We start from the raw sequence: 20,613 nt of genomic DNA on the forward strand, positions 1-20,613 counted from the left end.
CCCCGCGCCGCCGCCCTCCCCCGTGCGCGGTCAGGAGCCCCCGCCGCCATGACCGCGCCTCGCCCGGCCTGCGCCTAGCCCCTGCCGCACAGCGCGACCGACGCGAGCTTCTTGTTCGCCTCGTCGAACCGCTTGGCCGCTGCCGGGTCACCGGCGTCCACGAGGCCGTGCGTGACCGAGAACTCGATCCGCTTGCCGCGATCGGCCGTGCTGTACATGTAGGACGAGGCGCTCTGCGTGCCGCCGGTGTGGCCGTACGCGGTGCAGCCCGGGGCGAACTCGTTCTGGAACAGCCCGAGGCCCACGCGCTCGGTCTCGTTCCGGAACACCGTCTTGCGCATCTCGGCCAGCAGCTCCGGCTTCAGCAGCCGCCCGCCCAGCAGCGCGGTGACGAACCTGTCGAGGTCCTCGGTGGTGGAGATGATCTCGCCGGCGGCGCCCGCCCAGGACGGGTTCATCCTGGTCACGTCGACGACCTTCTGCTGGCCCTGGTGCTGGTACAGCATGTAGCCGTGCGCGTGCCGGCCGGGGATGCCGGTCTTCGTGCCCGGCAGGCTGGTGCCGTGCAGCCCGAGCGGGCGCAGGACGCGCCGTTCGACCTGGGTGGCGTAGTCGGTGCCGGTCGCCTGCTCGATCAGCATGCCGAGCAGCGTGTAGTTGGTGTTGGAGTAGGAGTGCCGCGCGCCCGGCTCGAACCGGGCGGGCCTGCTCAGCGCCAGTCGGACGAGGTCGTCGGCCCGGTAGGTGCGGAACAGGTTGTCCACGTAGTCCTGGCCCCACAGCGGGAGGCCCGCTTCCGGCGTGCCGTCGGCCTTGACGTCGCCGGTGTAGTTGAACAGGCCGCTGGTGTGGTTGAGCAGCATCCGGACGGTGATCCGGCGGTCGAGCCCGTACCGGGGCAGGTAGCGGTCGACGGGCTCGTCCAACCGGAGCCTGCCCTCGCCGACGAGCTGCAGCACGACGGTGGCGACGAAGGTCTTCGTGATGCTGCCCACGCGGAACCGCCCCTCCGGCGACGGCTTGGCGCTGCGGTGCAGTTCCGCGACACCGGCGCTGCCGGTCCACTCGCCCCGCCGGTCGTGCACGCGCACCACCACGCCGGCCGCCCCGGCCGCCACCAGCTCGTCCATCGCCCGGCGCAGCTCACCGTGGTCCCGCGCGGCGTTCTGCTCCGCGTTCTGCTCGGCGTTCTGCTCGGCGCCCGCCCGGTCCTCCGACGCGGCGAGGGCGTTCTGCCCGGCCGTCCCGACCAGCACCGCGGCCGCCATGACCGCGACGCCGACGCGTCGCATGCTCGTTCTCATCCAGGTCCGTCCCTCTGATCGGTGTTCCGGTCGCCGGGGCCCTTCCGCCCGCGTGCCGGCGGTTCCTCGCCGCACAAGAAACCTATGGACCGCACCGAACAGCGGGAATCACGCCAACTGCCGTTCCGGGGTGGTGCTGGCGCTACCGCGCCCGCACGGGGTGGCCGGGGGTCAGCGGGCGAAGACCACCGCGGCGGGCACCGGGTCCCGGGGCCCCAGGACCAGGTGCGCCTCGACCTCGAACCCGGCGTCGCACAGCAGGTCCGCCACCTGGTCGGTCGTGCGGCGGTGGACCCGGACCTTCATCGGGTGGCCGCCGTAGCCCTCGGTCTTCCACCGCGACCCGGAGCCGTGGTGGAAGCCGAGCAGCAGCGGGCACCTCGGCCGCAGCACACGCCGGAACTGCGCGAATACCGCGGGGATCGCGTCGTCGGGGACGTGCACCAGGGACCACCACGCGAGCAGCCCGCCGACCGAGGCGTCGGCCAGGTCCGGCTCCGTCATGGAACCCACCTCGAACCGCACACCGGGGTGCTCCCGCCGGGCCACGTCGACCATCCCGGGCGACAGGTCGATGCCGAACGCGTCGACGCCGAGCCCGCGCAGGTGAGCGGTGACGTGCCCCGGCCCGCACCCCATGTCCACCACCGGGCCACCACCGGTGGAGCGCACCGACTCGGCGAACGTCCCCAGGGCCGCCCGCATGTGGGGATGCGCTTCGAGCGACCCGCGCAACCGGTCGGCGTAGCTCACCGCGACCGTGTCGTAGGAGGTCCGGGTGTCCGCCAGCCAGGTTTCGGCGCTCATGCCGGGAGACCCTAGCTCAGCGGTGGTCGTGCTCTTAACCGGTTTCCCTTGCGCCGCAAGAGAAGTCGTAGCTGCTGAAGTCGGTGACCGGCACGTAGCCGATGCGCCGGTAGAGGGCGTTGCTGGTGGGGTTGCCGGGGTCGGTGAACAGCACGACGTCCGTCGCGCCGGCGGCCAGCGCGGCCCGGCTCACCTCGGTCGTCACGGCGCCCGCGTAGCCCCGTGCCCGGAGGTGCGCCGGGGTGTAGACGGGGTCCACCCGGACCATGCCGGCGATCACCGACGTCGACCCCGCCATGGAGACGGGGGCGCCGTCCGGGGTCTCCCAGAAGGTGAAGTGCTTCTCGGCGTAGCGCGAGTCGGCCCAGGAGTCGATGGGCGGCCCACCGACGTCGGCGGTGAACTCGTCGCACCAGCGGATGACCTGCTCGCGGTCCCGCGCGCCCGCGACGCGCCCCCGCCCCGCCGGGGCCGGCCCCGGCGGGGTGAGCGTGCCGAGGCGGTGAAGGCGGACGTGCAGGTTGAACACCGGCGTCGCGCCGGTGCGCCGCTGCCACGCCTCCGCGAAGGCGGCAGCCGTGTCGTGGTCCGCGGTGACGCCGGTGAGCGGGTGGCCGAGGTCGGCCAGGTGGGCGGCGAGGCCGTCGGCCTGCTCCGGGGTGAGGGGGCTGGGGTTCAGGCGCTGGGACGGACGGCGGTGGAGGATGGCCCGGACCTCGCCTCCCCGCTCCAGCCAGCCGAGCACGGTGGCCTCGGCGCCGCGCGTGTCCACCCCGCCGGTCCGCAACCCCTCGACCACCGTCAGCGGCATGGTGTGCAGGGTGGGGCGCGAGCGCAGGAAGTCCCCGGCGCGGGCGAGGAAGTGGTCGACGTCTTCGGTGAGGTGCCAGCCGTCCGAGCGCATGCTTCATGATCCACGAGCCGCCCGGCTCCAGGACACGCGTTTTCCGGAGGGACGTGGGACCGCCCCGGTCACTGGGCCCGGTTCCGCGCCCAGTCGCGCACCCGCGGCTGGACCTCGTCCAGGAAAGCGGACTTGGCGCGCGTGTAGTCGTCGTAGTCCGGGCCGCCCGCGTGCAGCTCGGCCAGGGCGCGCTTGATCTGCTCGTAGCGACGCGCCTGGTCCGCGTGGTGGCGCAGCCAGTCGCGGAAGTCGACGACGTACCCGGCGAAGGGGGAGTCGGTTCGGCGGACGTGGAGGATGGCGGCTTCGGTGGGAGCGGAGAAGAGCCGCTTCTCGTAGAGCGCGGCGTCGGTGGGATCACCCGGCCTCGGGGTGTCCCGGTGGACGCCGGGGGAATCCGGCCGCGCACCCCGCGCGACGACGAAGGGCGTCGGCGCGAGGACGTCGGCGAGTTCGGCCAGGCCCGGCAGGGACGGCATCCGCACCTGCAGGTCCAGGAACGGCTTGGCGGCAAGACCCGGCACCGCGGTGGAGCCGATGTGCTCGTAGGCGAAGCGGTCGGACCCGGCCAGGGGCGCGAACACCGCGCCCACCTCGTCCAGGAGCCGCTGCGCCCGGACCGGCCAGGCCGGGTCGTGATCGACGATGACGGCCGGCGGCACTCGGCGACGTTATCAGCACCTTCGACCCGAAGGGCGTTGCAGCGGGATGCGGTCGGCCGCATGGGCGTGCTCTACGACGTGGACGCCGAGAGGCGAATTGCGTTCAGAGCCCCTGCGGGAAGTCCTTCATAGGGGCTCTGAACGGTGCGCAGTGGCCCCGCCGGCTGACGGACGCGAATTCGACGGCGACCATGAGCACAAAAGGCTGTGCGGGCCCCGGACCATCAGGGCCACATCAACGGGACCGCGGACCACAGCGCCCATCCGATGAGCACGGCCCAAGCGGCGATCCACACCACGCCGGGAATCCTGGTGATGTCCGCCAAGCTGTCGGCGTCGTCGCCGTCCGTTCGGCCTCGGACACGTCGCATCACCAGCACCCACACCCCGGTGGCTTCGCTGAAGAGCAGCAGCCAGGTCTCGGTGTAGGCGATCCAGTGCTGCAACCACTCGATCCCCGAGTACAGCGCCACCGCGGCGACCGCGCCCACCGCCACGACGCCGGCCAGCGTGACCAGGTCCCTGGTCACGACGAGGACCAGGGCCATGGCCGCGATCGTGAGTGCCAACAGCATCGGCGCATGTCCCCTGGCCAGGAGCGAGGCGGCTCCGAGCCCGGCGAGCGGGGGTGTCGCGTAGCCGGCCGCCGATGTGACGAAGGCGGAGAAGCGCGAGTAGTGCCAGGTGTGCGCGATGCCCGAGTGCGGGGTGTGCACCTGGATGAGGTGGACGCCGCCGCCGGTCACGACACCGCCGGCCGCGTGGCCGAATTCGTGGGCGATGGTGCCCACGACGTTGAGGGCGAACGCGATCCGACGTGTCCAGGTCACCCGCGGCAGCACCGCGGCTGCGCTGACCAACAGCGCGATCAAGCCGGTGACCAGCGATAACCACCACTGGGGTAAAGCAGTCGGAACGGTCACCCACCACACGTCGTCGCCGGACACGCACTCCCCCCTCGATCACCTTCACCAGAGCTTCTATCCAGGGGCGGGGTCCTGGTCAATCCCCGGAACGCGGGCGTCCGCGGGGTGGACCGGCCACGCCCCAGGCGGCGACGGTGGGCGGTGCGGGCTTGGGCGGGCCGGCGAGCAGGTCGAAGTCGGCGCACTGGCGCCGGGCCGGGGCGCTCGTACCCAGGTGGACGAGACCCGATCCGAAACCCGGAAGGCCGGTACCAAGCGGTACCGGCCCTCCGAACTGCGCGCTCGGCAGGATTCGAACCTGCAACCTTCTGATCCGTAGGAACCAGTCAACGCGCTGACCAGGCGTTCTTCCTCATCTGCCTTCGGTGCAGATGGTGCACGAGTAGCCCTCGATGGCATCCCGTTGCGGTCACAACTGCGGTCGGCCTCGGGCTACTGCCTCTTCTCCGTCACCTGCCCTGAGTCAGTGGTGAGCTGGCTTCGGAGCGGCGCACATCTCCCGTTGGCCGCAGGCGCGGAGCGTCGGCGGGCGTCGACCGCCGTGCCCACCAGTCCGCGGTGACCAACCACGTGATCGGCCCGAGCCGTGGTCGCTGGAAGCCCTTGGCTTAACCACCGTCGTCGGTGGCGCGCTGCCTGGTGCAGCCCAGGCCGCGCCACCCGGCCGCCGGGCGTGAGCGAAGCGGGAGCCCGGCGTACCGGGATGGATGCCGCCTCGGTGCCAGCGGGACAGGCACCGTGCGCGCCGCCGACGGCGGCGCGCACCTTGATCTTATAGAGCTGATTTCGGCAGCTACTCGGGTTGAGAGGCGTCGTTGCCATCAAGAACACGGATGGTCTCTAAGGCGTAACCCTTGTGGCTAGCACGCCTGTCTCGTCCTGAATAGGCGGTCAAGACAGCGAACCTTGCGCCCACCCGACGTCCGCGCTGCGACAAAAGCTGTGCCACTTGTTGCGCCAACTGTTCTGGCACGACCGCCCTGAAAGCTCGCCCTTGCTGCGGCTTGAAGCGCACCGTACTGGATGACCATTGCCAACCGTCAATCTCGCCGACAAGTGCTTCGTGCTCGACGCGCTCCGTCTTCTCTTTCGCGGCCCGCTCCAGACGGCTGGCCGCAGTAAGCGAGAGCCGTACGGGCGTGGACCCATAGCGGGGATCCAACCATGTTCCCGACAGTTCATATCGACCAGCTTGCGCGGAGCGCGCAAGTCGATAAACTGCCGCCCGAGCGGAAGACGTGAGGTCATACAAAGCCGCAGCGAGGTCCTGCGACAGCGGATCACTGTCACGGGCGGCGACCTCCATCAAAGCGACTATGCGTCGGAGTGCTACAGCCTCCACCCTCTCCGCCCGCTCGGTACGCAAATCGGTTTTCTCGATGTCGCCCTCCGGCGGTTCGACTACCAGTCGAACACTACCTGGACTGGGCGTCACCCGTAGCGCTCCGCTCAAACGCTGGAGGTTGAAAAGGCTTTTAGCGACAGCGTTGGCCGCAGCATCCAGCGCGCGAAGGAAGTTACCTAGCGGCTGAGCATCGGTCGTGTGTCGGTCGACACCTGGGCCACCCAGGTGCAGGTCTAATTCGGCGGATCGACCAAATGCTTCTTGGGTTAACTGAGCATGAGTCCGCCCAAGCAAGTCCTTATGCGGATAATCGACCGGAACCTTGTCAAGGAGTTCCTCGTACCTCGTCAAATCCCCGCGGGGGTCCACCGGGTTGCCAGGGCTCCTGGGCCGTGACCGTCTGTACAGGGCGGTGCGCAAGTCAGCCATCGGACCACCTCACCTCCACGAACCCCTTAGCGTCAGACACCAGTGTGCTCTCTGATACCCCCTCCAGACTAGGGTCATCCAGGCGGCACCATCTGTCGAACCAGAGCTCAAGGTCACCTTGTGTAGTCGCCCACCATCCACTCGTGGGCGGGTAGTACACCACGTAGTGGAAGTCCGTCTGGTGGTCATGAGCGGTTCCACCGTCTTCGTACTGCTCGAGACCGTTGATGTAGGCGTTACTGTCACCATGAGGTAGCAACCGGTCACGGAAAGTCGCCAACCCCTCGCCGTCGATCAGAACTAAGGCATCAATATCGCTGGGCCGCTCTTTTGCGGTCACGAAAGATCCGTTAATCCAGATGGCCGCAAGCGGCAAGCCATCATCATCCATGCGCTCGAGACGTGCCAAGGCGGTGTAGAGCAGGGCTCTCCGGTGCGTCGTCGTGCCGAAGGCAGTGGTCAGCTCCTCCCAAGTGGCGACATATGGCTGATCGGCCCAAGGCAGAACAAGTCGGCCCGACACTACATCGGAAGGTACGAGCTGTGGGATCAGGACACACCTCCGCAGGAGAGCGACGCACTACAGACGTTGATCGCTAGCGGAGCCACTTAGCGTTACAGGGTTGCAGCCACGATGGAGGCAAGTCCACCCATATCGGTGATGATCAGGTCAGGGCCATAAAGTTGAAGGTCTCTCAGTTTTGAGCGACGGCTTGCGTATCCGAGAACGCTGACACCTGCCGCTCTTGCAGCTTCAATATCTGACGGTGAGTCTCCAAGAGGAGGTGGCGGCATGACGAGCGGTACGCGGGCTGAACGTATGCGTCAGCCGATGGCGCTGGACGTGGCCAAGGGTGCGGCGGAACAGCACGGCGTGTGCGAGCGGCCGTTCACGATGGAAGTTGAAGACCGGGCAACGTACGAAGTGCGCTACGTCGCCGTGCCGTGCGGCTCCGCTGTGGAGAGCGTTTGTGCGCCATGTGCCCGGAAGGCCAAGGCGCTGCGGATGGCGCAGTGCCGTGAGGGCTGGCATATGGGCGAGGAAACCGACTTCACTCCGACCGCGCCGACTGAGGACCGGAAGGAGCTGTTGACGTTCCGGGCCGACTTGGTCAAGGCGTACCGGGAGGCGGTCGCGGCCGGGCAGGTGGGTAACGCTGACGAGCTGCGGGAGGAATCCACAGCGTCGACGCGGAACTTCGGCAACTCGGCGTCCGGGGTCGCTTCCCCTCACCCGACGCACCGGGCAGGCGGCCGGTTACCTGCTGCGGTTGCTGCGGGCGGCGCTTCAGGACGCGGCGGGAGAGGACGTGCTGGCGCGCAACGTCGCCACGCTCGTCAAGCTGCCCAACTCGGGCAAGCGGACGCACCGGGCCTGGAGCGTGAAGGAGGCCCAGCAGTTCCTCACGACGGCGAAGGAGCACCGCCTGTACGCGCTGTGGGCGGTCGGGCTCGTGCTCGGCCTGCGGCGTGGTGAGGCGCTGGGTCTGCGGTGGGAGGACGTCGACCTGGTCGAAGGCAAGCTCACGATCACGAAGGCACTGCACCGGGTGGACGGCAAGCTGACCTTGGACGACGTGAAGACCGAAGCGTCTGCGGCCACGATCCCGTTGCCCGCTCCCCTGGTCTCCGTCCTCAAGCGGCGCAGGGCAACCCAAGCTGGCGACAAGCTGGCGGCCAAACACTGGGTCGACACGGGCTTGGTCTTCACCACGCCGCACGGCACGCCGATCGAGCCGCGCAACATCAACCGGACGTTCGAGGCGCTGTGCGTCAAGGCGGGCGTCCACGTGATCCGGGTACACGACATGCGGAACACGGCGGCGACGATCCTCTTCGCCATGGGCGTGGACGCCGCAATCGTCCAGCGGATCTCGCGGCATAGCTCGATCAGTGTGACGACCGGCACGTACATCGAGGTGATCGAGAGCGTGCAGCAGGATGCGGTCAACCGGATGGGCGTGCTCTTCGACGAGGCCGCCGAGAAGTGAACTGCGGTCACAGATGCGGTCAGAGGCCCCACCGAAAGTTCTCGGTGGGGCCTCTGACCAGTGCGCGCTCGGCAGGATTCGAACCTGCAACCTTCTGATCCGTAGTCAGATGCTCTATCCGTTGAGCTACGAGCGCATCGGTTTTCAGTTGTCACCCGGCCGAGACCGGGTGTTGCGGAGGCTCCGGGATTTGAACCCGGGATGGGCGATAAACCCAAACCGCATTAGCAGTGCGGCGCCATAGACCAGACTAGGCGAAGCCTCCCGGAGCCCTCGGCTACGACGCATAGGTTACACAGGTCGGTGCCCGTGAGGCAAAACGCCCCCCTCCTACCCCTGTCCGCGCTGGTCAAAGGCAGTGAAGGGGGCGTTCACCGGGGGTTCAGGAGGGGGTTGTGTGGCGCACGTCTCCCCCCTGGTCCGCGGCCAGGTCCAGGAACGGCGCCAGGGAATCCGGGTTGCGCAGGGCGTCCCTGCTCACCGCCCGCTCCGGCGGGGCGCCTGCCAGGATCTTCTTGACCGGGACCTCGCACTTCTTGCCGTTGAGGGTCCTCGGGACCTCCGCCACCCGCACGAAGCGGTTCGGGACGTGGCGGGGGGACAGGTTGGTGCGCAGCTCCGCCTTCAGCCGCGGCTCCAGGTCGGCCAGGTCCACCCCCTCCGCCAGGACCAGGAAGCACAGCAGCTCGCCGTCGGTCCGCCCGGCGCCGGAGGTGTCGATCACCAGGGAGTCGGCGACGCCGGGCACGCCTTCCACGACCCGGTAGAACTCGCTGGTGCCCATGCGGACGCCGCCGCGGTTCAACGTCGAGTCGCTGCGGCCGTAGATGACCGCCGAGCCGCGCTCGGTGACGCGGATCCAGTCCCCGTGCCGCCACACCCCCGGGAACGTGTCGAAGTACGCCTCGCGCAGCCGTGAGCCGTCCTCGTCGCCCCAGAAGAAGACCGGCATGGACGGCATGGGCTCGGTGATGACCAGTTCGCCCACCTCGTCCACGACGGGCGCGCCGTCGTCGCTGTACGCCTGGACCGCCGCGCCCAGCGCCCGGCAGGACAGCTCGCCCAGCCACACCGGCCGGTCGGGGCTGGCCGCCACGAACGCCGTGCACAGGTCCGTGCCACCGGACACCGAGGCGATCTGCACGTCGCCGCCCACCGCGTCGGCGATCCAGCGGAAGCCCTCGGGGGTCAGCGGGGCGCCGGTCGAGCCGACCACGCGCAGGGCCGACAGGTCGTGGTGCTCCGCCGGGCGCAGGCCCTCCTTCAGGCACGACTGGATGTACGGCGCGGACGTGCCGAAGTACGTCACCCGGTGCCGCTCGGCCAGGCGCCACAGCACCGACAGGTCCGGGTGGGCCGGGCTGCCGTCGAACAGCACGACCGTCGTGCCCACCAGCAGGCCGGACACCAGGAAGTTCCACATCATCCAGCCGGTGGTGGTGAACCAGAAGAACCGGTCACCCGGTCCCAGGTCGCTGTGCAGCGCGAGCATCTTCAGGTGCTCCAGCACGATCCCGCCGTGCCCCTGCACGATGCCCTTGGGCAGGCCGGTCGTGCCCGACGAGTACAGCACCCACAGCGGGTGGTCGAACGGGACCGGCTCGTAGCGCGGTTCCGCGCCGGCGAAGCGGGTCAGCAGCGAGTCCCACGCGACCACGTCGGGCAGGGCGCCGCCCAGGTGGTCCACCAGCACCGTGGCGCGCAGCGACGGGATCTCCGAGCGCAGCCGCTCCACGGTCGGCCGCACGTCGAACCCGCGCCCGTTGTACCGGTACCCGTCCACGGCGACCAGCACGACCGGCTCGACCTGGGCGAACCGGTCGACGGCGGCCCGCGCCCCGAAGTCCGGCGAGCACGACGACCACACCGCGCCCAGCGACGCCGCCGCCAGGAACGCGATCAGCGCCTCCGGCGAGTTCGGCACGAGCGCCACCACCCGGTCGCCGCGCCCGACGCCCAGCGACTCCAGGCCGGCCCGCACCGCGGCCACGCGGCGGCGCAGCTCGGCGTAGGTCAGCTCGGCCGTCAGGCCGTCCTCGCGGTGGAACACGACCGCCGGGTCGTCGTCGCCGCCGCGGCGCAGCGCGTGCTCCGCGTAGTTGAGCGTCGCGCCGGGGAACCACTCCGCGCCCGGCATGACGCGCTCGGTCAGCACCGCCGCGGGCGCGCTGTGGAACGCGACCTCGAAGAACTCGGCGACCGCGCCCCAGAAAGCCTCCAGCTCGGTCACCGACCACTCCCACAGCTCGGGGTAGTCGGCGAAGTCCAGGCCCTTGCGCGTGGAGAGCCAGGTGCGGAACTCGGCCATGCGGCTGCCCGCGACCCGGTCGGGGTCGGGGCGCCACAGCAGCTCTGCCTCGCCGGCGGCGGTGCCGGCCTGCGTGTCGGTCATAACCACAGTTCCTAGCCCATCGGAGCGCTCGGAACCACAGCCGTCCGCTCACCGGACGGACCGCGCGGTCGCTCAGCCGCGGCCGGCCGACGCGACCAGGTCCTCCACCGCCGAGGTCAGCCGCTGGGCGTCGGCGGGCGCGACCACGAGCCAGGCGCCGTGGCGGCGCACCAGGTAGCGGCCGTCGGCGGTGTCCAGCCAGGAGACCGCCGCGCCGGTCGGGTGCAGGTAGCCGGCGCGGTTGCGCGCGATGACGCCCACCTGGCCGCCGCCGCTGCGCGTGGTCACGGCCCGCATCAGGGTGTTGGCCTCGGGCTCGTGCAGGCCCGCGGCGCGCAGGGCGTCGAGGAAGCCCTCGGTGCCGTCGGCCACGCCCGCTTCGCCGGCCGCCAGGTAGTCGTCCCACCGCACGTTCACCGAGCGGCCGCTGCCGGGCCGCGCGGGCGGCAGGGTCGACACGGTGCGGGCGGCCAGCGCGGTCGGCCGGAACCCGGTCACCTGGACCTGTTCGCCGACGCGACCGGCGAACGCGCCGTGCCACGCGGCGGTGGCCAGGCCGCGCGCCTGCTCGCCGTTGCGGGTGAACACGACCTCCAGGCCGACCTCGAACTCGGCGAGGCCGCGCAGCACGCCGTGCAGCTCCTCGTCGGGTCGCTGCACGGTGCCCAGGCCGCGGGCGGACAGGTCGCGCGACGCCGCCTCGACCAGCCGCGCGCGCTCCTGCTGCGTGTGCCCGTAGTGCCGGGTGCCGAGCGGGACGGGGTGGGCCTCGCGGTGGACCGCCTGCCACAGCAGGAAGAACTCCGGCGCGCTGAGCCGGAAGACGCGTTCGGTCACAGGCCGATCACCGGGGGTGCGGCCTTGCGATCGACGCCGAAGAGGTTCTCGTCCTCCTCCAGGTACCCGGGCCGGCTGCGCTCGTTGCCGCCGGCGGTGGTCGCGACGGGCGGCGGGGCGGCCATCGGCGCGGCGCCGATCATGCCCGAGTGCGGCGTCACGGACTTGGGCGACTGGAACTGGCTGGTGACGCTGCCGGGGTTCGCGCCGGCGGACGAGCGACCGCCGTCGGGGCCGAGCACGCCGCTGGACGAGCCGGGCGAGCCCAGCGGGGCCGGGGCGCCACCGCCACCGGACGCGCCGACCGGCACGGGCGCCCCGCCGCGGCCGGGCGCGAACCTGCCGCGCCCACCGACGCCCAGGCCACCGGCGCCGGCGCCGGCGCCGCCGCCGGCACCACCGGCACGGCCCGGCTGGTGCGGTTGCTGCTGCTGCGGGTTCGTCGTCCCGCGGTCGTTGCCGGCCGGCGGCCGGTTCGGGTTCGTCACGACCACCGGACCGCCGTCACCGGGCGGCGCGACCGGGAGCGGACCGGCGCCGGGCGGGCCCGGGACGGACGGCGGCGGGGTCGGCGCGACCGGGTTGGTGGGCGGGCTGAACGACGGCACGGTCCGGTCCACGGCGTAGGAGTTCTGCTGGAACATCGCCATCACCTCGGCCGCCTGCCGGTGCGTGGCGTCGGCCGCGAGCACCGAGTCCACGACCGGCGCGGACACCGACCCCACCCCCTGGAACGGGCTGCTCGCCCCGGTCGACGGCAGGGCGCGCCCGCCGTCGGACGGCTGGTAGACGCCGTCGGGCGCCAGGCCCGGCGTGCCGGCGTGCAGCTCGGGCTGGGTGACCAGCGGCGAGCGGACGCCGGCCGGGACCGGCTCGACCACCGGCGGCGCGGGGGCGGGCGCGGGCATCATCTCGCGCGCGGTCTGCACGTGCTGGATCTCGTCGCCGATGCACCGGGCCACGTTCTCGGCGTGGTCGCTGGTGTTGAGCGCCCACTTCTCCACCGAGACCAGCGCTTCCCGCGCCAGGTCGGCGGACTGGCCCGCCCACGCCTGCTGGGACTGCGAGATCGCCTTGGCGAGCAGCTTCTGCACATCGCCGAGCGCGGTGCCCACCGCCGCCCAGTCGGCCTGCGCGGAACCGGCGGCCCGGAGGTCGACCCCGGTGTGCACCATGTCGTAGAGCGCCTGGTGGGAGTACGTCATCCAGTCGACCTTCTGGCCGAGGTCGCTGGGGGGCGGCTCGTTGCCGTGCCCCCCGTGACCGCTCCCGTGACCCCCGCCGTGACCCCCGCCGCCGTGGTTCCCGCGACCGCCGTGGGGGCCGCCGTAGCCGACGTGGTCGCCCGGACCGCCCTGGCCGCCGCCGTACCCGCCGCGCCTGTCGTCGCTCACGAGATCCTGACCTCCTCAGCGGCCGTGTAGAAGGCTTCCGCCGCGTCGTCGTCGGCGTCTTCGAGGTTGCGCGCCGCGTCCCGGATGGTCTCCTCCACCTCGCGCAGCACCGTGCTGAAGTCCCCGATCACCCGGACCGCCGACGAGTCGTCGCCCACCGCCACCTGGCGCAGCCGGCGGCTGATCGCCTCGCCCACCCAGTTCCGGCCGAACTGCAGCTCGACGTCCAGGCTGTCCATCGCCCGGGTGTGCACGGAGTCGACCAGGCTGCGCGCCTGCCGGATGATGCCGAGCAGCTCCCGCAGCGCCTGCTTGTCCATGTCCAGGGTGACCTGCTGCTTGTCCACCGCGTCCAGCGCGGTGGTCGCCTTCGCCAGGTCGGTCTGCGCGGCGGCGGTGAAGCTCGGCGCGGTGGCGCCCGATGCGATCACCTGGGTCGTCGACGGGTCGGTCTGACCGCCGGCGGCGACGGGCTGGGGCTCAGCGACGGGCTGGGACTCGACGGCGGGCCGGGACTCGACGGCAGGCGCACCCGCGACGGGCGGCCCGGTGACGGGCGAACCAGCAACTGGCGCACCAGCAGTCGGCGGACCCGCGACCGGCGGACCCGCAGCCGGCGGACCCGCAGCCGGCGGACCCGCGACCGGCGCGCCGGAGACGGGCGGCCCGGTGACGGGCAGGCCGGTGAGGGGCGGCTCGGCGGCGGTGACCGGACCGGGGGCCACGTCGCCGGCGGCCGGCCCCACCGGAGCGGTCGGAGGAGGCGGCGCGACCGGGACCACCGGCCCCGACGGCGCCAGCCCGGCCAGCACGTCGGGCGTGATCACCTGCGTGGTCGACGCGTCCGCGGCCGTGGGAGGAACCGGGTGCGGTGCGGGCACCGGTACCGGCTTCGTCAGTGGAACGGTGTGGCCGTCGCTCATCAATTACCCCCTGCACTGCGGTCTTCGCCGCAGCCGCGCCGCGCGTTACCCAGCAGCGTCCGCATCGGCGTTCCGGACGTCCCTTAGATGTACCCGGTGGCGGGTCCGGTTCCAAGCCGCTGGAAAGACGCTCTAGCGCAGGTGCGAGTCGAACCAGTTCAGCGTCCGCTGCCAAGCCTCCGCGCCGGCGTCCGGCCGCGCGTCGAACCGGTGGTCGGTGCGCTCGAACCGCACCACGTCGGTCGCGACCGGGGCCGCCGCGGCGGCGTCGCGGAGCTTCGCCACGTGGCTCGACGGGATCTCCGCGTCGTCGTCGCCGTAGAGCCCCAGCCACGGGCAGGCCAGCTCCTCGGCCACCTCCACCAGCGACGGGAGGCCGTCGGACAGCGGTTCGAGGATCCCGCCGCCACCGACGGTGACCGCGGCGCCGATGCTTCGGCTTCCCGCAACCACCATCGCGACCGATCCGCCCAGGTCGAAGCCGATGACGCCGAGCCGGTCGGCGCTCACGCCGCGCTCCCCCAGCCAGACGAACGCCACGTCGGTGTCGGCCAGCACCGACTCGCCGGCGAGCCCGCTGGCCCGCTCCGCCGCGTCGGCCGGCTCGTCCTCGGCCCCGTGGTACAGGTGCGGCGCGACGGTCAGCCACCCCTCGGCGGCGAGCCCGCTCACCAGACCGCGGACCGCGTCGGTCACGCCGCGCGCCTCGTGCAGCACGACGAGTCCGCCGCGGACGGAGTTCTCCGGCTCCGCGACGGTCAGCCGCAGCGTGCGGCCGTCGGTGAGCGAGAGCGTCTCGGTGCGGGTAGGTGTCATGGGCCAACCCTTCCACGCCGGGGTGAACACCAGTCAACGTGAGCAACCAGACGACGGGTATGCCCCATCCGGGTCTTGAGCGGCTAACGTCCAGGTCAGAACCGGAAGGAGTCCCTGGATGACCGTGCGAACCCGCGCCGACCTCTCCGCGCTGCCCAGCTACGTGCCCGGCAAGACCGTCCCCGGCGCGATCAAGCTGGCGAGCAACGAGGTGTCCGCCGGACCGCTGCCCAGCGTGGTGCGGGCGATCGCGGACGCGGCCACCGCCGTGAACCGCTACCCCGACACCGCCGCCACCGACCTCGTGGCGCGCCTGGGCGAGAAGCTGGAGGTCCCCACCGGGCAGGTGGCCGTCGGCTGCGGCTCCGTGACGCTGTGCCAGCAGCTCGTGCAGGCCACCTGCACCGAGGCCGACGAGGTGGTGTTCGCGTGGCGCTCGTTCGAGGCGTACCCGCTCGTCACCGCCGTCGTCGGCGCGGGCCAGAACCGGGTGCCGCTGACCGCGGGCCACGGCCTGGACCTGGACGCGATGGCCGCCGCCATCACGCCGAAGACGCGCCTGGTGTTCGTGTGCAACCCGAACAACCCGACCGGCACGGCGTTGCGGCGGGCGGAGGTCGAGCGGTTCATCGAGCAGGTGCCCGCCGAGACCCTGGTCGTCATCGACGAGGCTTACAAGGAGTTCGTCGACGACCCGGACGTGCCCGACGGCGTGGAGCTGGCCAAGGCCCAGTGGGCGGCCGGGCGGGACAACGTGGCGGTGCTGCGGACGTTCTCCAAGGCGTACGGCCTGGCCGGGCTGCGGGTCGGCTACGCGGTCGGCTCGCCCGAGCTGGCGGACACGCTGCGCAAGGTCTACGTGCCGTTCAGCGTGAACGCGCTGGCGCAGGTCGCGGCGCTGGCCTCGCTGGACGCCGAGGACGAGTTGATGGCCAGGTGCCGGGCCGTGGTCGCCGAGCGGGCCAGGGTGCGCGGCGAGCTGCTCGCGGCCGGGTACGAGGTGCCGGAGTCGCAGGCGAACTTCGTGTGGCTGCCGCTGGGCGAGCGCACGGCCGCGTTCAACGAGCACTGCCTGGAGCACAAGGTGGTCGTGCGGGCGTTCCCCGGCGACGGCGCGCGGGTGACCGTCGGCGAGCCGGAGGAGAACGACGCCTTCCTGGCCGCGGCGCGCTCCTTCACGCCGTGAGCGTCGTCGGGTGAGCGCTACCGGGTGAGGATCTGGACGATGGCCACGGCTCCCACCAGCACGATCACCACGCGCAGCGCGGTGGGTGGGAGCCGGCGGCCGACCTTCGCGCCGAGCTGGCCGCCGATGACGGAGCCGACGGCGAGCGCCAGCACGGCGTCCCAGGCGACGTCGGCGATGAAGATGAACAGCACGCCCGCGATCAGGTTCACGAACGCGGTCAGGACGTTCTTCAGGGCGTTCACGCGCTGGATGTGCTCGCTCATCAGGACGCCCATCAGCCCCATGACCAGCACGCCCTGGGCGGCGCCGAAGTACCCGCCGTAGATGCCGGCCAGGAACACCCCGACCCACAGCGCGACCCCGCCGTGCTCGTGCCGCTCGCGCTCGGCGAGCTTGCGGTTGAGCCAGGGCTGGGCGATCACCAGGACCAGGGCGATCGCGATGAGCACGGGGACGATCGCGGCGAACGCGTCCTCGGGCAGCGTGATCAGCAGGATCGCGCCCACGACGCCGCCGAGGACCGAAGCGGGCAGCAGCCGCCTGATCCGGGGACCCTGGCCGGCGAGTTCGCGGCGGTAGCCCCACGCCCCGCTGAGCGAGCCGGGCACCAGGCCGAGGCTGTTGGACACGTTCGCGGTGACCGGCGGGAACCCGACGGCCAGCAGCACCGGGAACGTCACCAGGGTCCCCGAGCCGACGACGGTGTTGATGCCTCCGGCGAACACCCCGGCGAGGACGACGAGGGCCACTTCCAGCGCCGTCACGGCCACCTCTCCCCACTGCGCAGTTGGTTAGCGACGCTAACACTGTGCGCGACGGGGGGCGGTGTGGGCTCGCCGACACGGACCGGGGCGCGGCAGGCGTCCGCCAAGGCCCTGACCTGCCCCACCACCCCCTCCACGCGAGTCGTCGGCGGCAGACCGAGCGGAACGCGAGCACGGCCGGCGAATCCCGCGTCGACAGCGAGTGGTCCGCCGACCCGGTGAACACACGCGCCCTCGCAGGTCGACCAGCGGAAGCGGATGGATTTGCCCCCGGGTAGTTGCCTGTCCCCCACCTTTCAGGTGTTGACACAACACCCACGGCAGCCCGCCATCAGGTGTCGTTCCCGCGCGAATGGGGGAGGTTCCGCGAACCGTGAAGCCGCTCAGGCCGACGCGTCGTCACTTCGTACTCATGTGGGCGGCTTCGGTGGGGTCTTGCGGAGGGCTGTACCGATAGAGTGTTCCGAGGGGCAAATCAAGGCAACAGAGCGCGTGTATGTTTTTGACCAGTGTTTTCCCCGCGCAGGCGGGGGTGGTCCACCACGGCATCGGTGGCCTGGGTCACCGACATCGTCCCCGCGCGTGCGGGGGTCCCAGGTGGTGGGTGGGACCGGCGGTCCGGTACCGCCGTCCCTGGGTGTCTGCATCGGAGCGATACACGGTAGGAGACGGCGGCATGAGCGAGCCACGCACCTTCACCGCGGCTGTTCACCAGGAAGAGGACTGGTACGTGGCGCAGTGCCTGGAGGTCGATGTGGCCAGCCAAGGACTGACCATCGAAGAGGCATTGACCAACCTGCGCGAAGCGGTGGAGCTGTACCTCGAGCACACGCCGGTACCTGACATCACCTCTACTCCGCTGGTCACCTTCTTCCAGATTCCCGGTAGTGCGGCTTGACCAGCTTGGCCACCCACGGCGTCAGGCATGTGGCTCTTATCGGGTGACGGATGTCCTCGGTGAGCAGTAGCACACGGTAGGTTCATCCCTGATGAGCTGTTTCCACCCGCCTGGCAGCACCGCATGAGCCCGGCCTTGGCCGACCTGCCTGTGCGCAAGGTCGAACGCCTCTTGAAATCCCTGGGGTTCGAGCACGTGCGGACCAAGGGCAGCCACGCTGTGTGGCGACACCCCGATGGACGAACGGTTGTCCTCCCGATGCACGGCACCGTCAAGCGGGGCACGCTCGCATCCGTCGTGCGCCAGGCCGGCCTGACGGCTGCGGAGTTCCTGGCCTTGCTGTAGTCGCCGGGGGTGGCGCGAACCAGCGTTCGGGGCCGCCCCCGGCGGGTTCCGCCAGGGGTCCCCCAACCGTCACCGGAACGCGGGACGCCCGACCGCATGATCCACAAGCGGCTCGCCGACCGGGGGCCGCCTCTGCTCGTGCGGGTCAACCAGCGGAAGCGGAGGGATTTGAACCCCCGGACGGTTGCCCGTCTCCCGCTTTCAAGGCGGGTGCATTCGGCCGCTCTGCCACGCTTCCCGGTGTCGCGGTCCAGCAGGTTACCCGTTCAGGCCCCGCAGGTGCGTGATGACCCGGTCGAAGACCTTCGCCACCACCTCCTGCTCCTCGCGCGTCAACAGGTCGATCATGTGCGCCCGCACGCCCTCCACGTGGGTCGGCGCGGAGTCCTCCAGGGCCTTCACCCCCGCCTCCGTCAGCTCCGCGAACACGCCCCGGCCGTCCTCGGGGCACTCGCGCCGGCGCAGCAGGCCCTCGCGCTCCATCCGCGCGACCTGGTGGGAGACGCGGCTCTTCGACGACGCCACCTCCTCCGCCAGCTGCGACATCCGCATCCGCCGCCCGCGCTGCTCGGACAGCCGCACGAGCACCTCGTAGTCGGCCAGCGACAAGCCGTGCCGGTCCTGTAGTTCCCGGTGCAGGCGGTCCTCCAGCACGGACGCGCCGGTCACGTAGTTCCGCCACGCCCGCATCTCACCGGCGTCCAGCCACCGGGGCTCCTGCTCAGTCACGCCCCAAGGCTATGCCGCACATCTCCGTTCACGGACGATCCACGCGCATGTCTGGTGCCCGTCAGCCCCGACGGGCACACTGCCTCGCCGTGGTGCGCCCCCCTACCGGGGCGCCGTCAGGGAGGGACACCCAGATGACCTCGTTCAGGCGGGCCACCGCCGGGCTCGCGCTCGGCGCCGTGGCCGGGCTGTCGGTCGTCCTCGCGCCGGTCCCGGCGCAGGCCGACAAGCAGCCGCAGCACACGGTCGACGTCAGGCTGATCGGCATCAACGACCTGCACGGCAACATCGAACCGCCCACGGGCTCGTCCGGGCGGGTCACGCTGGCCGACGGCACCCAGGTCGAGGCCGGCGGCGCGGCGTACAACGCCACCCACATCCGCGCCCTGCAGGCCCAGGCGCGCAACTCCGTCATCGTCGGCCAGGGCGACCTGATCGGGGCGTCGCCGATCGTGTCCGCGCTGTTCCACGACGAGCCGACGGTCGAGATCCTCAACCGCGTCGGCATGGACGCGTCCGCCGCCGGCAACCACGAGTTCGACGAGGGCTACCGGGAGCTGCTGCGGGTGCAGCGCGGCGGCTGCCACCCGGCCGACGGCTGCCAGTTCCGCGACTCCTTCGCCGGCGCGCGGTTCCCGTTCCTGGGCGCCAACGTGACGCTGGCCGACCACGGCCTGCCCGCGCTGCCGCCGTTCTGGGTGGAGTTCCGCGACGGCGTCCCGATCGGCTTCATCGGGATGCCGCTCGAGGACGTCCCGATCCTGGTCGACCCGAACGGCATCAAGGAGCTGCGGTTCGGCGACGAGGTCGCGGCCGCCGACCGGTACGCCGGCCTGCTCGACCGGCTCGGCGTGAAGACCATCGTGCTGCTGGTCCACCAAGGCGACAACACCTCCGGCGGCGGCCCCGACGACTGCCGCACCACCCCGGGCGGCCCGGGCCGGGCCATCGCCGAGCGGGTGTCGCCGAAGATCGACGCCGTGTTCTCCGGCCACAGCCACCAGCACTACAACTGCACGGTCACCGACCCGGCGGGCAACCCGCGCCCGTTCATCGAGGGCCTGGCGTTCGGCCGGGAGCTGTCCGTGGTGGACCTGAAGATCGACCGGCGGACCCGGGACGTGGTGCGCTCGGCGACCGTGGCGCGCAACCACGTCGTGACCAGGGACGTCGCGCCGGACCCGGCCGTGCAGTCGGTGATCGACCTGGCGAAGTCCAAGGCGGGCCCGATCGCGAACCGCCCGGTGGGCTCCGTCGCGGCCGACGTGGTGCGCGCGCAGAACGCCGCGGGCGAGTCCCCGCTGGGCAACCTGATCGCCGACTCGCAGCTGGCCGCCACCGCGGGCAACGGCGCGGTCCTGGCGCTGATGAACCCCGGCGGCGTGCGGGCCGACCTGACCTACGCGTCGTCGCCGGCCGGCGAGGGCGACGGCGTGGTGACCTACGGCGAGGCGTTCACCGTGCAGCCGTTCGGCAACATCCTCCAGACGGTCACGCTGACCGGCGCGCAGCTCAAGGCGGCGCTGGAGCAGCAGTGGCAGGTCGTGAACGGCGCGCAGCGGCAGATCGTCCTGCAGCCCAGCGCCGGCCTGACCTACTCGTGGTCGGCGTCCGCGCCGATCGGGTCCAAGGTGTCCGACGTCGTGCTGAACGGCGCGCCGCTGGACCCGGCCAAGGGCTACCGCGTCACCATCAACTCGTTCCTGCAGGGCGGCGGTGACGGCTTCTCCGCCTTCACCGGCGGCACCGACATCACCGGCGGCGGCATCGACCTGGACGGCTTCACCGCCTACCTGGCCGCCCACCCGGGCACCGCGCCGCCGGCCCTCGGCCGGATCACGGCCAAGCCGTGACGGCCCGCGTCGCGGGCGGACGCGCGGGTCGCCCGCCCGCGGCGCGTCACGGTCCGCACTGGGCCGTTTCACCGGTTCAGGGCTGGGCCGAATGGTTGTGCGGCA

At 71.5% G+C, this 20,613-nt stretch carries 19 protein-coding genes, 3 tRNA genes and 1 pseudogene; 6 read left to right on the forward strand and 17 right to left on the reverse strand.

Translation table 11 applies throughout. From position 1 onward, the window contains the following. Positions 1-74: 74 nt before the first annotated feature. The 7 genes from JOE68_RS14185 to JOE68_RS14215 all read right to left on the reverse strand — a co-directional run bounded on the left by JOE68_RS14185 (position 75) and on the right by JOE68_RS14215 (position 6,900). Entirely contained in the window at positions 75-1,304 is a 1,230-nt protein-coding gene (locus JOE68_RS14185; RefSeq protein ID WP_204842818.1) for a serine hydrolase domain-containing protein, read from the reverse strand. A 171-nt stretch (positions 1,305-1,475) separates the two neighbouring features. Beyond that, positions 1,476-2,111: a class I SAM-dependent DNA methyltransferase gene (locus JOE68_RS14190; RefSeq protein ID WP_204842819.1), complete on the reverse strand. Its 636-nt coding sequence runs from the start codon at positions 2,109-2,111 to the stop codon at positions 1,476-1,478. Positions 2,112-2,145: 34 nt separating this feature from the next. Beyond that, entirely contained in the window at positions 2,146-3,015 is an 870-nt protein-coding gene (locus tag JOE68_RS14195) for a GNAT family N-acetyltransferase (RefSeq protein ID WP_204842820.1), read from the reverse strand. Between the two features lie 68 nt (positions 3,016-3,083). Further along, positions 3,084-3,677 (reverse strand): GrpB family protein, encoded by a 594-nt coding sequence (locus JOE68_RS14200; RefSeq protein WP_307819676.1) that lies wholly within the window; start codon positions 3,675-3,677, stop codon positions 3,084-3,086. A 224-nt stretch (positions 3,678-3,901) separates the two neighbouring features. Further along, positions 3,902-4,549, reverse strand: a complete 648-nt coding sequence (locus tag JOE68_RS14205; RefSeq protein WP_204842821.1) for a M50 family metallopeptidase — start codon at positions 4,547-4,549, stop codon at positions 3,902-3,904. 847 nt (positions 4,550-5,396) lie between these two features. After that, positions 5,397-5,909: a hypothetical protein gene (locus JOE68_RS14210; RefSeq protein ID WP_204842822.1), complete on the reverse strand. Its 513-nt coding sequence runs from the start codon at positions 5,907-5,909 to the stop codon at positions 5,397-5,399. Positions 5,910-6,369: 460 nt separating this feature from the next. Then, positions 6,370-6,900 carry a DUF6932 family protein gene (locus JOE68_RS14215; protein WP_204842823.1) on the reverse strand — a complete coding sequence of 177 codons (531 nt, stop codon included), beginning with the start codon at positions 6,898-6,900 and terminating at the stop codon, positions 6,370-6,372. Positions 6,901-7,170: 270 nt separating this feature from the next. On the opposite strand from JOE68_RS14215, the pseudogene JOE68_RS31175 reads away from it, so the two are divergent. Continuing rightward, a pseudogene (locus tag JOE68_RS31175) lies at positions 7,171-7,637 on the forward strand (replication initiator); the annotation flags it as partial. A gap of 11 nt (positions 7,638-7,648) precedes the next feature. After that, positions 7,649-8,368: a tyrosine-type recombinase/integrase gene (locus JOE68_RS14220; RefSeq protein WP_204842824.1), complete on the forward strand. Its 720-nt coding sequence runs from the start codon at positions 7,649-7,651 to the stop codon at positions 8,366-8,368. Between the two features lie 63 nt (positions 8,369-8,431). On the opposite strand, the gene JOE68_RS14225 is transcribed toward JOE68_RS14220, so the two are convergent. From JOE68_RS14225 to JOE68_RS14255, 7 genes are all read right to left on the reverse strand, one after another. Then, a tRNA-Arg gene (locus tag JOE68_RS14225) sits at positions 8,432-8,504 on the reverse strand. A gap of 39 nt (positions 8,505-8,543) precedes the next feature. Beyond that, positions 8,544-8,633, reverse strand: a tRNA-Ser gene (locus JOE68_RS14230). A 117-nt stretch (positions 8,634-8,750) separates the two neighbouring features. After that, positions 8,751-10,760, reverse strand: coding sequence for an acetoacetate--CoA ligase (locus JOE68_RS14235; protein ID WP_204842825.1), 2,010 nt, complete (start codon positions 10,758-10,760; stop codon positions 8,751-8,753). A gap of 72 nt (positions 10,761-10,832) precedes the next feature. Further along, positions 10,833-11,597, reverse strand: a complete 765-nt coding sequence (locus JOE68_RS14240; protein ID WP_204842826.1) for an ESX secretion-associated protein EspG — start codon at positions 11,595-11,597, stop codon at positions 10,833-10,835. Beyond that, positions 11,594-12,991, reverse strand: a complete 1,398-nt coding sequence (locus JOE68_RS14245) for a hypothetical protein (RefSeq protein ID WP_204842827.1) — start codon at positions 12,989-12,991, stop codon at positions 11,594-11,596. The genes JOE68_RS14240 and JOE68_RS14245 overlap by 4 nt, the downstream gene beginning before the upstream one ends. Continuing rightward, positions 12,988-13,422 (reverse strand): hypothetical protein, encoded by a 435-nt coding sequence (locus JOE68_RS14250; protein WP_204842828.1) that lies wholly within the window; start codon positions 13,420-13,422, stop codon positions 12,988-12,990. Before JOE68_RS14250 ends, JOE68_RS14245 begins: the two co-directional genes overlap by 4 nt. A 624-nt stretch (positions 13,423-14,046) precedes the next feature. Beyond that, on the reverse strand, positions 14,047-14,730 hold the full coding sequence (locus JOE68_RS14255; RefSeq protein WP_204842829.1) for a dienelactone hydrolase family protein: 684 nt from the start codon (positions 14,728-14,730) through the stop codon (positions 14,047-14,049). Between the two features lie 118 nt (positions 14,731-14,848). Between JOE68_RS14255 and hisC the strand changes: the two genes are divergently transcribed. Beyond that, positions 14,849-15,916, forward strand: a complete 1,068-nt coding sequence (hisC, locus tag JOE68_RS14260) for a histidinol-phosphate transaminase (protein ID WP_204842830.1) — start codon at positions 14,849-14,851, stop codon at positions 15,914-15,916. 17 nt (positions 15,917-15,933) lie between these two features. Here hisC and JOE68_RS14265 read toward each other — a convergent pair whose 3' ends face one another. Beyond that, positions 15,934-16,683 (reverse strand): sulfite exporter TauE/SafE family protein, encoded by a 750-nt coding sequence (locus JOE68_RS14265; RefSeq protein ID WP_204842831.1) that lies wholly within the window; start codon positions 16,681-16,683, stop codon positions 15,934-15,936. A 676-nt stretch (positions 16,684-17,359) separates the two neighbouring features. Between JOE68_RS14265 and JOE68_RS14270 the strand changes: the two genes are divergently transcribed. Both JOE68_RS14270 and JOE68_RS14275 read left to right on the forward strand, forming a co-directional pair. Beyond that, the gene (locus tag JOE68_RS14270) at positions 17,360-17,581 is read left to right on the forward strand and encodes a type II toxin-antitoxin system HicB family antitoxin (RefSeq protein WP_204842832.1); all 222 of its coding nucleotides are present in this window, start codon (positions 17,360-17,362) and stop codon (positions 17,579-17,581) included. Between the two features lie 123 nt (positions 17,582-17,704). Beyond that, positions 17,705-17,926 (forward strand): type II toxin-antitoxin system HicA family toxin, encoded by a 222-nt coding sequence (locus tag JOE68_RS14275; RefSeq protein ID WP_204842833.1) that lies wholly within the window; start codon positions 17,705-17,707, stop codon positions 17,924-17,926. 153 nt (positions 17,927-18,079) lie between these two features. On the opposite strand, the gene JOE68_RS14280 is transcribed toward JOE68_RS14275, so the two are convergent. Both JOE68_RS14280 and JOE68_RS14285 read right to left on the reverse strand, forming a co-directional pair. Further along, a tRNA-Ser gene (locus tag JOE68_RS14280) sits at positions 18,080-18,164 on the reverse strand. 20 nt (positions 18,165-18,184) lie between these two features. Then, on the reverse strand, positions 18,185-18,655 hold the full coding sequence (locus tag JOE68_RS14285) for a MarR family winged helix-turn-helix transcriptional regulator (protein WP_307819677.1): 471 nt from the start codon (positions 18,653-18,655) through the stop codon (positions 18,185-18,187). A gap of 134 nt (positions 18,656-18,789) precedes the next feature. Between JOE68_RS14285 and JOE68_RS14290 the strand changes: the two genes are divergently transcribed. After that, positions 18,790-20,508 carry a bifunctional metallophosphatase/5'-nucleotidase gene (locus JOE68_RS14290; protein ID WP_204842834.1) on the forward strand — a complete coding sequence of 573 codons (1,719 nt, stop codon included), beginning with the start codon at positions 18,790-18,792 and terminating at the stop codon, positions 20,506-20,508. Positions 20,509-20,613: the final 105 nt, after the last annotated feature.

Origin of the sequence: Saccharothrix algeriensis, from assembly GCF_016907655.1 — a bacterium.
GTDB classification, from domain to species: domain Bacteria; phylum Actinomycetota; class Actinomycetes; order Mycobacteriales; family Pseudonocardiaceae; genus Actinosynnema; species Actinosynnema algeriense.

Coding starts and splice junctions, on each gene's coding strand:
- JOE68_RS14185 (WP_204842818.1), bottom strand. CDS start 1,304: ATGAGAACGAGCATGCGACGCGTCGGCGTCGCGGTCATGGCGGCCGCG.
- JOE68_RS14190 (WP_204842819.1), bottom strand. CDS start 2,111: ATGAGCGCCGAAACCTGGCTGGCGGACACCCGGACCTCCTACGACACG.
- JOE68_RS14195 (WP_204842820.1), bottom strand. CDS start 3,015: ATGCGCTCGGACGGCTGGCACCTCACCGAAGACGTCGACCACTTCCTC.
- JOE68_RS14210 (WP_204842822.1), bottom strand. CDS start 5,909: ATGGAGGTCGCCGCCCGTGACAGTGATCCGCTGTCGCAGGACCTCGCT.
- JOE68_RS14235 (WP_204842825.1), bottom strand. CDS start 10,760: ATGACCGACACGCAGGCCGGCACCGCCGCCGGCGAGGCAGAGCTGCTG.
- JOE68_RS14255 (WP_204842829.1), bottom strand. CDS start 14,730: ATGACACCTACCCGCACCGAGACGCTCTCGCTCACCGACGGCCGCACG.
- hisC (WP_204842830.1), top strand. CDS start 14,849: ATGACCGTGCGAACCCGCGCCGACCTCTCCGCGCTGCCCAGCTACGTG.
- JOE68_RS14270 (WP_204842832.1), top strand. CDS start 17,360: ATGAGCGAGCCACGCACCTTCACCGCGGCTGTTCACCAGGAAGAGGAC.
- JOE68_RS14275 (WP_204842833.1), top strand. CDS start 17,705: ATGAGCCCGGCCTTGGCCGACCTGCCTGTGCGCAAGGTCGAACGCCTC.
- JOE68_RS14290 (WP_204842834.1), top strand. CDS start 18,790: ATGACCTCGTTCAGGCGGGCCACCGCCGGGCTCGCGCTCGGCGCCGTG.